The following is a 13,045-nucleotide window of genomic DNA, read 5'->3' on the forward strand; positions in this document are numbered from 1 at the left end:
TATCCAAAATTCTGCCTCCGGCGAATCCCCCCCAAGAAGGCCCGCAGCGACGTAGCATCAAGGTAAGCGGCTGCCAGGAGTGTGGCGAAATGTTTGAGAGATTTACGGACCGTGCCCGTCGCGTTGTTGTGCTTGCCCAAGAAGAGGCACGCATGCTCAACCACAATTACATCGGTACCGAGCACATCCTTTTGGGTCTGATCCAGGAGGGTGAAGGCGTTGCCGCCAAGGCGCTCGAGTCGATGAGCATTTCGCTCGATGGCGTCCGCGAGCAGGTGCAGGAGATCATCGGCCAGGGGCGGCAAGCCCCGTCCGGTCACATCCCGTTTACACCGCGCGCCAAAAAGGTGCTTGAACTCGCTCTCCGGGAAGCCCTGCAGCTCGGCCACAATTACATCGGTACGGAGCACATTTTGCTCGGCCTGATCCGCGAGGGTGAAGGCGTCGCCGCGCAGGTCCTCGTCAAGCTTGGCGCCGACCTCAACCGCGTCCGCCAGCAGGTCATCCATTTGCTCTCCGGCTATGAGGGCAAGGATCCCAGTGGAACGGTTGCAGGACCGAGCCAGCCTGAGGCAGCTCCTGCCGGTTCGGCGGTGCTGGACCAGTTCGGCCGCAACCTGACCCAGGCTGCGCGGGATAACAAGCTTGATCCCGTGATCGGCCGGGAGAAGGAGATGGAACGCGTCATGCAGGTCCTCTCCCGCCGCACCAAGAACAACCCCGTGCTGATCGGTGAGCCCGGCGTCGGCAAGACCGCCGTCGTCGAGGGCCTCGCCCAGGCAATTGTCCGCGGCAACGTGCCGGAGAGCCTGAAGGACAAGCAGCTCTACACGCTCGATTTGGGCTCAGTGGTGGCCGGTTCCCGTTACCGTGGTGATTTTGAAGAGCGACTGAAGAAGGTCCTCAAGGAAATCCGGACCCGTGGCGACATCATCCTCTTCATCGACGAAATCCACACGCTGGTGGGTGCCGGCGCTGCCGAGGGTGCCATCGATGCCGCGTCCATCCTGAAGCCATTGCTGGCGCGTGGTGAACTCCAGACGATCGGTGCCACCACCTTGGATGAGTACCGCAAGCACATTGAGAAAGACGCGGCGTTGGAGCGCCGCTTCCAGCCGATCCAGGTCCAGGAACCCTCAGTGGCTCACACCATTGAGATCCTCAAGGGCCTGCGTGACCGTTACGAGGCGCACCACCGCGTGACCATCACCGACGGCGCGTTGGCGGCCGCGGCAAGCCTCTCGGAGCGTTACGTGTCGGACCGGTTCCTGCCGGACAAGGCGATCGACCTGATCGATGAAGCCGGTGCACGCCTGCGTATCCGCCGCATGACCCGTCCGCCGGAGCTCAAGGCGATGGATGCGCGCATCGCCGAGGTGAAGATGGAGAAGGAATCGGCCATTGACGCCCAGGACTTCGTGGGCGCCGCCTCGCTGCGTGCGAAGGAGCAGAATCTCGTCGCCGAGCGCAGGGAGAAGGAGCTCCGATGGAAGTCCGGCGGCATGAACGGCATTTCCGAGGTCAACGAGGAACTTGTTGCCGAGGTGCTGGCGAATTCCACCGGTATCCCGGTCTTCAAACTGACCGAGGAAGAGTCCAGCCGCCTGCTCAAGATGGAGGAGGAACTGCACAAGCGCGTTATTGGACAGAATGAGGCAATTAGCTCGGTGTCTCGTGCAATCCGCCGCACCCGTGCCGGCCTGAAGGACCCCAAGCGTCCGGGTGGATCGTTCATCTTCGCCGGTCCTACCGGTGTCGGCAAGACGGAGCTCGCCAAGGCGTTGGCCGAATTCCTCTTCGCTGACGAAGAGGCCCTCATCACGCTGGACATGTCCGAGTATTCGGAAAAGCATTCGGTCTCGCGTCTCTTCGGCGCCCCTCCGGGATACGTCGGCTACGACGAGGGCGGGCAGCTGACCGAGAAGGTCCGCCGTCGTCCGTTCTCCGTGGTGTTGTTCGACGAAGTGGAGAAGGCACACTCCGACTTGTTCAACTCGTTGCTGCAGATCCTGGAGGACGGCCGCCTGACCGATAGCCACGGGCGGGTGGTGGACTTCAAGAACACGGTGATCATCATGACCACCAACCTGGGCACCCGCGATATCTCCAAGAGCGTGGCCACGGGCTTCCAGTCCGGCACGGACACCACCACCGGCTACAACCGGATGCGGGCGCGGGTCACCGAGGAGCTCAAGCAGCAATTCCGCCCCGAGTTCCTCAACCGCGTTGACGATGTCATAGTGTTCCCGCAGCTCACGCAGGACGAGATCATCGAGATCGTGGACCTGATGATCGGTCGCTTGGAACAGCATCTGGCCGACAAGGACATGGGCATCGAGCTCACGGACGCCGCGAAGGTCCTTCTGGCCACCCGCGGCTACAACCCGGCGATGGGTGCCCGGCCGCTGCGCCGCACCATCCAGCGCGAGATCGAGGACCAGCTTTCCGAGAAGATCCTCTTCGGCGAGCTGCACCCGGGTGACATCGTGGTGGTTGACGTGGACGGCGAAGGCGACGACGCCAAGTTCACCTTCGCCGGCAATGCCAAGCCGCGCATCCCCGACGCGCTGCCCGCCGTGGGCTAATGCGAGTTAGCAGACGCCCCGTCCGGCCGCCGTCGGGCCCGGTTTAGGCAAGCTTGTGTCCGAGGCCGGTGAGCAGGCGTGCCACGGCATCCTCGGCGGATGGCGGTGGGCCGAATACTTCGCGTTGTCGTGAGGTATCGGCGACATAGCGGCCGGTTTGGAACCAGTCCATCATCGCCCCCAGGTCCTTCGCCATCGGGTTGATTGGGTTGACCGGGTTGACTACGAGCTGCACCTGTCGGCCGAGCATTTGGGCGGAGATATCAGCGATGTCCTGCATGGTTACCGGCCGATCCCAGCCGATGTCGATACGCTGCCCATCGACTCCGCTCGCGTCGACTGCTGCCGCAAGGTACCCGGCGAGGTCACGGGTAAGTACGAATGTCAGGGGAACGCTCGATGACCCGAACCATGTGATCCGCCCCTCGCTGAAGGGGTCGCCGAAGCGAGTGATCTGGTCAAGGAAAGCGCCCGGACGCAGCGCTACGAACGGGACCCCGCGTTCTTCCAGGCGATCCTCAGTCAGTTTCTTGTGCCAGAAGTGCGGAAGGTCCGGTGTTTGATCGCAGGTGAGGATGCTTGTCAGGACGAATCTGCGAATGCCGGCGCGGCTGGCGGCATCGACGAGGTTGATGTTGCCCACCGTGTCGATGACGGTGCTGTCGCCTTCCCGGTGATGGGTGTATCCCGCCGCTGAGGTGATCACGGCGTCGACGCCTTCCATGGCGCGCGCGAGCGATTCCGGATCCATCATGTCGCCACGTGCGATCGTGGCCCCGGCTTCTTCAAGGCGGCTCGCATCCGAACCGGGCCGCACCAAGGCGCGGACTTGCTTTCCTCCCGTTAGCAGCCTGGAAACCACCTGGCTGCCCAGCATCCCGGTGCCGCCGACCACAAGCACCGGTCCAGAGTCCGTCATCGTTGCCTCCTTAAATCCGGGAGCGGCCGCGGCGCGCGACCGCGTCGATCGTCACGGCCGCGACGAGAACCAGAGCCGTGACGACGTACTTGGCCGGTGCGCTGTAACCCTGCAGGCCCATGCCGTTATCGATCGTCGCAATCACCAGCCCACCGAGGACCCCGTGCAGCACCTTGCCCCGCCCGCCGAAGAGGCTTGTCCCGCCGATTACCGCGGCCGCCACGGCGTAAAGCACCAGCGTGCCGCCGTCGTACGACGTCGAGACGGAACGGAGCCGCGACGCGTACACAATTCCGCCGATTCCTGCGGTGAAGGAAGCGAGCATGAAGGCGAGCGTGCGAACGCGCGCAAGGTTCACGCCTCCCCGCCGTGCGGCCTCGGCGTTGCCGCCAATAGCGTAGACGTAGCGGCCGAACCGCGTACGCCCGAGCAGCAGTGTCCAGGCCGCAAGGACTCCCAGCACCACGAGAAGCACCCACGGCACGCCGCTGATTTCGACCAGGGTGCCCCGGTCGGTATTGCAGAGCCAAACGATGGCCACACCCGCGGCGAGCACTGCCGCGATCTTCAGGGCGCTCACGCTGGCGGGCGGCGCGACGAGTCCGGTGTTCCGCCGGCGGGCGTCCCGCAGCCACGTCCACGTGCTGAACGCTCCGACGACGACGAGCATGAGGATCCAGCTGGTGACCGGGCTGAGGTTGCCGCTCGCGATGTTGTTGATGACGGTGTCGTTGATGGGCACCACGCCGCCGCTGCCGAGGATGATGAGCATCACGCCAAGCCAGCCAAGCTGGCCGCCAAGCGTCACCACGAACGACGGCAGCCCGAGGCGGGTGATGATAGTGCCGTGCAGTAACCCGATCCCGGCGCAGCTAAGCAAGCCGACGGCGATCGCTGCCCACCACGGCCAGCCGGTGGACTCCTGGACGAGTTCGGCCATGATGACGCCGCCCACACCACCGACGTACCCGATTGACAGGTCTATTTCGCCGAGCAGGAGCACGAAGACCTGGCCCATCGCCAGCAGCATGAACACCGAACCCTGGATGAGCAGGTTCACCATGTTGCCGGGAGTCAGGAAGTTCGGGTTCAGCGATTGGAACAGGACAGAGATCAGCAACAGGCCCGCGAGGACCGGCAGCACTCCGCTCTCGCCGCCCCGAACCCGCGCCAGCGCGGCACGGAAGTATCCGGGCAGCGACGTCGCGGTGATGTCGGGGTTCAATGCCAGTGCGGCCTTCCGCTTTGCGGCCGCGGTGGTCGGCTCGTCCTGGAGGGCAGCTGCTGCGGACGGGAGCGGCCCCTTGGCAGAAGTGAGCTGGCGTTTCGGCGGCGGGGACGGCGCGAGTTCCGGCCGTGCCCGATCGGAGAACCCCGTGGTCATCAGGTCGACCACGATCTGCCGGTCCATTTCCGTGACGGGCCGGATGGCCACAAGCTGCCCGAGCCTGAGCACGGCGATGCGGTCTGCGACCTCGAACACGTCGTTCATATTGTGTGAGACGACGATCACGGCGACGCCACGGTCGGCGAGCTGGCGGATCAGGTGAAGGACAACCTCCGTCTGGGCGACGCCGAGGGCCGCGGTGGGCTCGTCCATGATGACGAGCTTCGAGTTCCACAGCACCGACTTCGCGATCGCCACGGACTGGCGTTGCCCGCCGGACAGTGACGCGACGGGCTGCCGGATCGACCGTACGGTAGTCACGGCCAGGCTCGCGAGCGTCTCCCGCGCCGCGATCTCCATGCTCTCTTCATCAAGGAGACGATGGCGAAGGCGTTCGCGGCCCAGGAACAGGTTCTGCACGATGTCGAGGTTGTCGCACAGGGCCAGGTCCTGATACACGGTCTCGATGCCGAGCGCTGCGGCCTCGTGCGGCGAGTTGAACCGGACGGGCTGGTTTTCCCAAAACAGCTGCCCGTCGTCGGGGGCGTGAATGCCGGCGACGCATTTGATCAATACCGATTTGCCCGCGCCGTTGTCGCCGGCAAGCGCGGTCACCTTGCCGGTCGGCACCTCAAGGGTGATGTCGACCAGTGCCTGCACCGGCCCGAAATTCTTGTCGATGCCCACCAGCCGAAGCAGGGGCCCGACGGCGGCGGGGTCTGGCGTTACCAACTCACTCATTGTCGAACTACTGGATACCTGCCGCGGTGCACGCGTCCTTCACCTGCGAGATGCACAGTGAAGAACTCGTCACAGCGCCGTCCTTGACTACCGTGTCCGCCATGTTCTTCGTGGTCACCCACAGCGGGGTCAGCAGGACCGATCCGACGTCGGACTTCGCGGTGTCGTCTGTCGTCTTGCCGTTTACGAGGGTTGACGGAACGGTCACGCCCGCCCGCAGATAGAGGGCTGCTGCGGCGGCCGCCTGGGCCTCAAAGTAGATCGGCTTGTACACCGTTCCGCACTGGTACCCCTTCAAGATGTTCTGCAGGCCGGACAAGGACGCATCCTGTCCCGTAGTCGGGAACGTCTTGGCGGGAATTTGCTTGCTCTGCAGGTAGGCGATCACGGCGTTGGCATTGTCGTCGTTAGGCGTGACCACCGCGTTGATGTTCGGGTGCGCGGTGTACTGCTGGGCGAACGTCGTCTGTGCCACCGACGGTGTCCAGGTGCCCGCTGGCTCGCCTACGTTCACGTACTCGCCATTGTCGAAGTGCGGCTTGAGTACGCCGTTATAGCCTTGGGCGAACAGCTTCGCGTTGTTATCTGTCGGGTCGCCGTCCATGACCAGGATGTTTGGTTTGGTGACTTTCCAGTCTGAGATGCAAGTGACTTCGCCCTGGCCGATCAGCTGACCAACCTTGACGTTGTCGAAACTGACATAGGTGCGATCCATTGCCCCGCCTTTGACGAGCCGGTCATAGTCGATCACTTTCACGCCGCGCGAGCTGGCAGCCGCCTCGATGGCCGCGCCCGAACCGGAGTCGAGGGCGTCGACGAGCAGCACGGATGCCCCGGCCGTGATATCAGCCTCGGCCTGCGTCTGCATCGTGCTTGCGCTGCCCTGCGCATTGTCGATCTTGAACTTGGAGGAGTCGAGTCCAGCGGCTTGGAACGCCTTCGTGAGGTACGGCGCATCGAAAGTGACATACCGCGCGGAAGTGGTGGTGTCCGGTAGCAGCACGCCGACCAATCCCTTGCCCTGTGAAGCGAGCGACGTGAGCTGTTTCATCGCTGAGAAATCGGCTGTGAACGCATCCGCCGAGATCTGCGGTACGGCTCCTCCGGAACTCGTGGCGCTTGGCGAAGGTGATGTGCTCGGGCTTGAGCAAGCGGCGAGTGCCGTGATAGCGAGGGTTGCAATGAAGGCGGTTCCGGCGCCTCGTGCCGGGACCTTCCTGTTTAACATTTCTTTCCTTCCATTGGTTGCAACTGCAGGCGACCTGGCGGGGTCGGGCCGGAACCTGGGCGTTGGCGCCGGACGCAGGTCCACGCCGGAGGCCACGGCGGTTCTCACCAACGGACGTCGATTAGTCAGCACTGAGCTGACTGGCGACTTTACGACCAGCGACTCGATATCACGGGGTCCTCTCTGGACGGACAAGCCGGCGACGCCGGGAATGTTCGTCGATGTTGCTCTATGACTACGTTGTAGACCGGAAGTCCGCTCTTAGCAAGGCTTCAGGCCCTCAGGATGGCAGCTCCGGCAATGCGGCCGCTGGCCAAGTCTTGCAGCGCCAGATCAGCTTCAGCCAACGGATACGCCGTCGTGGTCGGAGCTAGCGGAATTTCTGCGGCCAGGGACCAGAATTCTTCGCCGTCTGCCCGGGTATTGGCGGTAACACTACGGAGCTGCCGCTCATAGAAGAGATGAGCGGAATAGTTCAAGGGCGGTATGTCGCTCAGGTGGATGCCCGCAACGGCGAGGGTTCCGCCCCGGTCCAAGGCCTTGAGTGCCACAGGAACAAGATCCCCGACCGGGGCAAAAAGTATGGCCGAGTCGAGCGGGTCTGGCGGGGAATCGTACGCGTCGCCGACAAACACGGCGCCCAGCTCACGCGCGAGTGAACGGGCCGACTCCGAGCGTGTCATCACGTAGACCTGCGCCCCTTGATAGCGGGCCATCTGCGCCGTGAGATGGGCAGACCCTCCGAAACCATAGATGCCCAGCCGGCCCCCAGTCGGAACAGCGGCGCGTTTGAGGGCGCGGTAACCGATGATGCCGGAGCACAGCAGTGGGGCCGCCTGCTCGTCCGAAAATTGGGGCGGGATGGCATAGGCGAAATCCTCGGACACAGTGAGCTGTTCGGCATAGCCACCGTCCCTGTCCCATCCGGTGAAGGCAGGGGAGAGGCAGAGATTTTCGTCGCCACGGCGGCAGAACTCGCAGCTCCCGCAGGTTCCGCCAAGCCACGCCACTCCGACCCTGTCACCGCGCCGGAACTTCACACACCCTTCGCCCGTCCCGCTGACTATTCCCACCGCTTCGTGGCCGGGTACTACATTCGGCATCCGAGGGGCGAGATCGCCCTCGGCCAGGTGCAGATCCGTGCGGCAGACACCACAGGTTCGCACACTGACCAGGAGTTCCCGCCGCCCCGGTTGCGGATCAGGCCGGTCGCCCCAAACGAGTGGTCGTGAGGCAATCGGGCCTGGTTCCCCGACCCACCATGCGCGCACGACTGTTCACTCCTTCGGGTTCAGGCCGACCCTTCTATGTGGATTCTCTCGCCGTTCCCGCGCGCACGCCACAGTCCACGCGACCGGCCTGAATCTTCGGGTTCAGCCCATGCCCTCAGGGGGTGAGCAGGACCTTGATGGCACGCCGTTCGTCCATGGCGCGGTAGGCCTCGGGAGCTTCCTCGAGCGGCATCACGGTGTCGAAGACCCGGCCCGGATTGATCTTGCCGTCAAGCACGTCAGCGAGCAGTTCCGGGATGTACGTGCGCGCAGGCGCCATTCCGCCGGCAATCGAGATGTTCGTGTCGAACAAGTAGCGCAACGGAGCTTCGGCCCCGCCCGTCGGGACGCCAACAAAGCCGAGGGCGCCGCCCGGGCGAACACTGTGCAGTGCCTGTTCCATGGATTCCTTGGTTCCGACGCACTCCAGCACGGAGTCGGCCAAAACGCCTCCCAGCAACTCGCGGACCCTGGCTACGCCGTCCTCGCCACGCTCGGCGACGATGTCCGTGGCCCCGAATTCGAGGGCAATCGCCTGGCGGTCGGCGTGCCGGGACATTGCGATGATTCGTTCGGCTCCGAGGCGCTTTGCTGCGAGCACACCGCAGAGCCCTACGGCGCCGTCGCCTACGACGACGACGGTCCTGCCGGGGCCGACCTTCGCGGCGAGGGCGGCGTGGTGGCCGGTCGCCATCACATCGGAGAGCGTCAGCAAGCTCGCTCGGAGTGCGTCGTCGGGCTGCGTGACGCCGGGAACCTTAACGAGGGTGGACTCGGCGAGTGGTACTCGTACGGCCTGGCCCTGGCCGCCGTCGATCGCGTGCCCGCTGTCGTCCTTGCCGCCCCAACCTGCCAAGTGGTCGCAGGCCACCGTGACGCCGCCCAGGCATTGCGGGCACGCGCCGCAGCTGACCAGGAAGGGAGCGATGACGAAGTCGCCGACCGACAGGGTGGTAATGTCGTCGCCGATGCTTTCCACCGTGCCGATGAATTCATGTCCGATGGCCGAGGGCTGATGAGTGGGCTTGACGCCGCGGTAGGGCCATAGGTCCGATCCGCAGACGCACGAAGCGGTGACTTTGACAATGACGTCGGTGGGCAGCTGGACCGTTGGGTAGTTACGGTCTTCAACACGGATGTCGCCGGGACCGTGGATGATGGTGGCGCGCATGGGGCTCCTCAAATGGTGATCGTTGGGCTGGGATCGAGTCTATCCCCGCGGCGCCCGTGGTCTCGTACTGCCCGGTAGCTCAGCTCGGAGCCGCTGCGGCCCCGTTCGTCGCTTGGCCTCTGCGTCGAGCAGAATAGCCCCATGACAAAAAGCAGCGGGCGCTTGCCACGGCTTGAGGACGTAGCGGAACGGGCGGGAGTCTCGCACCAAACAGTGTCCCGGGTGATCAACGACCACCCCAACGTCAGCAAAGCCACCCGGGAGCGCGTCGAGGCGGCCATCGCCGAGTTGGGCTACCGGCGCAATACTGCCGCTCGGAGCCTCGTCACGCGACGTTCTCAAACTATCGGCGTCCTGGCAAGCGAGCTGGCGCAATACGGCCCGGCGAACACCTTGCTGGGCGTCGAACAAGCCGCTAAAGATGCCGGCTATTTCGTCAGCATCGCGGCCTTGAGGACGGTGAGCCGGGACGCGATTCTTGATGCGGTCCGGCACTTCCTGGACCAGTCCGTGGACGGGATCGTGGTGATTGTGCCGCATTCAGAAACCCTGCTGGCGTTGGCGGAAGTGAACCCGGGGGTTCCTGTGGTGGCCGTGGGTTCGCTGGGCGATGCGGCCGTGGGGGGTGCGATGGTGGATCAGAGGCGGGGCGCGGAGCTGGCCGTCAGGCATCTGGTCGAGCAAGGACATCGCCGCATAGGACACGTGGCCGGCCCGCAGGACTGGATTGACGGGGTGGCCAGGGCCGAAGGGTGGAGTGCGGCCTTGCGGGCCGCGGGCCTTGAGGATGACTTGCTCGTGGTGGGGGACTGGAGCGCGGGCAGCGGCTATGACATCGGCAGGAAGCTTGCCGGTGAAAGGACTGCCACGGCGATTTTTGTAGGCAATGACCAGATGGCCTTGGGCCTGCTGCGTGCATTCAACGAGGCCGGTGTCCGGGTGCCCGAGGATGTCTCGGTGGTGGGTTTCGATGACCAGCCTGAATCTGGCTATTTCACGCCGCCGTTGACCACGGTGCGCCAGGACTTCGAAGAACTCGGGCGGCGCTGCATGGATCTCATGCTGGGCGGCATCGAGGACGGGGAAAGCGTCGGCACCACAGTGGTGGAGCCCGAGTTGGTGGTTCGCCAAAGTACTTCCGCCCCCGCCTGACCGCCTTTTGTTTCAAGTGTGCGGTGGGCCCTTGACGCTGCTGCCTTGACACTGCTGTCTTGACGCGAGAATTGTTAGCGCTCACAATTGATTCAGTCCGCAAGGCAGCGGGCTGGTTATGGGAGGACTTCATGGACGTCACAGCGGACGGCAACGAGCATTACGTCATCGGCGTGGACTACGGCACGCTTTCGGGCAGGGCCGTGGTGGTGCGGGTCAGGGACGGCAAGGAACTGGGAAGCGGGGTGTTCGACTATCCGCACGCGGTGATCACGGAGGCCCTGCCGGCCGATCTGGCGGATGTATCTGACGCGCCAGCCGTCCGGCTTCCGGGTGACTGGGCCCTGCAGGTGCCGGAGGATTACCGGGAGGTGTTGCGTCACGCGGTTCCTGCCGCGGTGCGCGACGCCGGGATCGATCCGGCCGCCGTCGTCGGGATTGCCACCGACTTCACGGCGTGCACCATGGTGCCGGTCAAGGCTGACGGCACTCCGCTGAGCGAACTGCCTGGGTTCGCCAACCGGCCGCACGCCTATGTGAAGTTGTGGCGGCACCACGCGGCCCAGGGGCAGGCGGACCGCATCAACGCCATGGCCCGCGAGCGGGGTGAGGCCTGGCTGCCGCGCTACGGCGGGCTCATTTCCTCGGAGTGGGAGTTCGCCAAGGGCCTTCAGCTGCTGGAGGAGGATCCGGACGCGTACGCGGCGATGGACCACTGGGTGGAGGCGGCTGACTGGATTGTCTGGCAGCTGTGCGGAAACTATGTCCGGAATGCCTGCACCGCCGGGTACAAGGGCATCTACCAGGACGGCGCCTACCCGTCCGAGGATTTCCTGGCCGCACTGAACCCGGACTTCAAGGACTTCGTGTCCGCCAAGCTCGAACACACGATCGGCCGCCTGGGAGAGGTCGCCGGTTACCTGTCGGCCGAAGCCGCCGCCTGGACCGGCCTGCGCGAGGGCATCGCCGTCGCCGTCGGGAATGTCGACGCCCACGTCACCGCCCCGGCAGCCAAAGCGGTGGAGCCGGGACAGCTCGTCGCGATCATGGGAACGTCTACCTGCCACGTCATGAACGCGGATGTCCTGCGCGAGGTGCCGGGGATGTGCGGAGTGGTCGACGGCGGGATCGTGGACGGGCTCTGGGGTTACGAGGCCGGCCAGTCCGGGGTGGGCGACATCTTCGGCTGGTTCACCAAGTACGGTGTCCCGCCCGAATACCACGAGGCCGCCGAAACGGCAGGCCTGGGCATCCACGAATACCTCACCGAACTCGCCTCCACCCAGGCGATCGGTGAACACGGGCTCATCGCCCTGGACTGGCACTCGGGGAACCGGTCCGTCCTGGTGGACCACGAACTCTCCGGGGTGATCGTGGGCCAGACCTTGGCGACCCGCCCGGAAGACATCTACCGGGCGCTGCTGGAGGCCACGGCCTTCGGCACCCGCACCATTGTGGACGCGTTCCGGGACTCCGGGGTGCCGGTGCAGGAATTCATCGTGGCCGGAGGGCTGCTGAAGAACACACTCCTGATGCAGATCTACGCCGACATCACGGGGCTACCGCTCTCCACGATCGGCTCCGCCCAGGGTCCCGCGCTGGGTTCGGCCATCCACGCCGCCGTCGCCGCGAGGGAGTACCCGGACATCCGCCAGGCCGCTGCCGCCATGGGATCCGAACCCGGCGCCGTCTACACGCCGATCGCGGAAAACGTCGCCGCCTACGAGGAGCTCTTCCGCGAATACCGGACACTCCACGACTACTTCGGCAGGGGAGCGAACGAGGTCATGCACCGGCTCAAGAAGATCCAGCGGAACGCACACAAGTCAGTCGTCCTGGAAGGGGCCTCCGCATGAGCGCGTTGCTGGAGACGATTGCCCGGATCCGGGCCGAGGTGTGCGCGCTACACGCCGAACTGACCCGCTACGAGTTGGTGGTCTGGACCGCGGGCAACGTCTCCGCCCGCGTCCCGGGGCATGACTTGATGGTCATCAAGCCCTCGGGGGTTTCCTACGATGAACTGACTCCGGAGCTCATGGTGGTCACGGACCTGTACGGCACACCAGTCAGCGGCATCAACACCGGGAGCGGCGGCACTGTCGAGTGGGGCAACCCGGACCTGTCGCCGTCGTCGGACACCGCCGCCCACGCCTATGTATACCGGAACATGCCCGACGTCGGCGGCGTGGTGCACACGCATTCCACCTATGCCACGGCCTGGGCCGCGCGCGGTGAGCCGATCCCGTGCGTGCTGACCATGATGGGGGACGAATTCGGCGGCACCATCCCGGTGGGCCCGTTCGCGCTGATCGGGGACGATTCGATCGGCCGCGGGATTGTTGAAACGCTCCGGGCCTCCCACTCGCCGGCGGTCCTGATGCAGAACCACGGCCCGTTCACCATCGGCAAGGACGCCCGCTCCGCCGTGAAGGCCGCCGTGATGTGCGAGGAAGTGGCCCGCACGGTCCACATTTCCCGGCAACTCGGTGAGCCGCTGCCCATCGACGCGGGCCAGATCGAATCCCTCTACGACCGCTACCAAAACGTCTACGGCCGCTAGTCCGCGCCACCCACAAACTTTCAAGGAGAAA

At 64.9% G+C, this 13,045-nt stretch carries 9 protein-coding genes; 4 read left to right on the forward strand and 5 right to left on the reverse strand.

What is annotated here, in order from left to right:
* The first annotated feature begins 89 nt into the window (after positions 1-89).
* Positions 90-2,585: an ATP-dependent Clp protease ATP-binding subunit gene (locus NFJ07_RS01135; RefSeq protein ID WP_269991868.1), complete on the forward strand. Its 2,496-nt coding sequence runs from the start codon at positions 90-92 to the stop codon at positions 2,583-2,585.
* A 43-nt stretch (positions 2,586-2,628) separates the two neighbouring features.
* On the opposite strand, the gene NFJ07_RS01140 is transcribed toward NFJ07_RS01135, so the two are convergent.
* The 5 genes from NFJ07_RS01140 to NFJ07_RS01160 form a co-directional block, all read right to left on the reverse strand.
* On the reverse strand, positions 2,629-3,504 hold the full coding sequence (locus NFJ07_RS01140) for an SDR family oxidoreductase (RefSeq protein WP_269991869.1): 876 nt from the start codon (positions 3,502-3,504) through the stop codon (positions 2,629-2,631).
* A gap of 10 nt (positions 3,505-3,514) precedes the next feature.
* The gene (locus tag NFJ07_RS01145) at positions 3,515-5,632 is read right to left on the reverse strand and encodes an ABC transporter permease subunit (protein ID WP_269991870.1); all 2,118 of its coding nucleotides are present in this window, start codon (positions 5,630-5,632) and stop codon (positions 3,515-3,517) included.
* A gap of 7 nt (positions 5,633-5,639) precedes the next feature.
* A complete protein-coding gene (locus NFJ07_RS01150) occupies positions 5,640-6,860 on the reverse strand; it encodes a sugar ABC transporter substrate-binding protein (protein WP_269991871.1) in 1,221 nt (406 codons plus the stop codon).
* A 272-nt stretch (positions 6,861-7,132) separates the two neighbouring features.
* A complete protein-coding gene (locus NFJ07_RS01155) occupies positions 7,133-8,131 on the reverse strand; it encodes a zinc-dependent alcohol dehydrogenase family protein (protein ID WP_269991873.1) in 999 nt (332 codons plus the stop codon).
* Positions 8,132-8,246: 115 nt separating this feature from the next.
* Positions 8,247-9,302 carry a zinc-dependent alcohol dehydrogenase family protein gene (locus NFJ07_RS01160; RefSeq protein WP_269991874.1) on the reverse strand — a complete coding sequence of 352 codons (1,056 nt, stop codon included), beginning with the start codon at positions 9,300-9,302 and terminating at the stop codon, positions 8,247-8,249.
* Positions 9,303-9,443: 141 nt separating this feature from the next.
* Between NFJ07_RS01160 and NFJ07_RS01165 the strand changes: the two genes are divergently transcribed.
* The 3 genes from NFJ07_RS01165 to NFJ07_RS01175 all read left to right on the forward strand — a co-directional run bounded on the left by NFJ07_RS01165 (position 9,444) and on the right by NFJ07_RS01175 (position 13,014).
* Positions 9,444-10,454 carry a LacI family DNA-binding transcriptional regulator gene (locus NFJ07_RS01165; protein ID WP_269991875.1) on the forward strand — a complete coding sequence of 337 codons (1,011 nt, stop codon included), beginning with the start codon at positions 9,444-9,446 and terminating at the stop codon, positions 10,452-10,454.
* Positions 10,455-10,585: 131 nt separating this feature from the next.
* Positions 10,586-12,310 carry a ribulokinase gene (gene araB / locus NFJ07_RS01170; RefSeq protein WP_269991876.1) on the forward strand — a complete coding sequence of 575 codons (1,725 nt, stop codon included), beginning with the start codon at positions 10,586-10,588 and terminating at the stop codon, positions 12,308-12,310.
* Positions 12,307-13,014, forward strand: coding sequence for an L-ribulose-5-phosphate 4-epimerase (locus NFJ07_RS01175; RefSeq protein WP_269991877.1), 708 nt, complete (start codon positions 12,307-12,309; stop codon positions 13,012-13,014). Before araB ends, NFJ07_RS01175 begins: the two co-directional genes overlap by 4 nt.
* Positions 13,015-13,045 lie beyond the last annotated feature (31 nt).

The sequence above is a fragment of the Arthrobacter sp. B2a2-09 genome, from assembly GCF_027587375.1.
In the GTDB taxonomy this organism is placed as follows: Bacteria; Actinomycetota; Actinomycetes; order Actinomycetales; family Micrococcaceae; genus Arthrobacter.

What these genes read in the sequence shown, in the direction of transcription:
- NFJ07_RS01135 (WP_269991868.1), top strand. Translation starts at nt 90, where the DNA reads ATGTTTGAGAGATTTACGGACCGTGCCCGTCGCGTTGTTGTGCTTGCC.
- NFJ07_RS01140 (WP_269991869.1), bottom strand. Translation starts at nt 3,504, where the DNA reads ATGACGGACTCTGGACCGGTGCTTGTGGTCGGCGGCACCGGGATGCTG.
- NFJ07_RS01145 (WP_269991870.1), bottom strand. Translation starts at nt 5,632, where the DNA reads ATGAGTGAGTTGGTAACGCCAGACCCCGCCGCCGTCGGGCCCCTGCTT.
- NFJ07_RS01150 (WP_269991871.1), bottom strand. Translation starts at nt 6,860, where the DNA reads ATGTTAAACAGGAAGGTCCCGGCACGAGGCGCCGGAACCGCCTTCATT.
- NFJ07_RS01160 (WP_269991874.1), bottom strand. Translation starts at nt 9,302, where the DNA reads ATGCGCGCCACCATCATCCACGGTCCCGGCGACATCCGTGTTGAAGAC.
- NFJ07_RS01165 (WP_269991875.1), top strand. Translation starts at nt 9,444, where the DNA reads ATGACAAAAAGCAGCGGGCGCTTGCCACGGCTTGAGGACGTAGCGGAA.
- araB (WP_269991876.1), top strand. Translation starts at nt 10,586, where the DNA reads ATGGACGTCACAGCGGACGGCAACGAGCATTACGTCATCGGCGTGGAC.
- NFJ07_RS01175 (WP_269991877.1), top strand. Translation starts at nt 12,307, where the DNA reads ATGAGCGCGTTGCTGGAGACGATTGCCCGGATCCGGGCCGAGGTGTGC.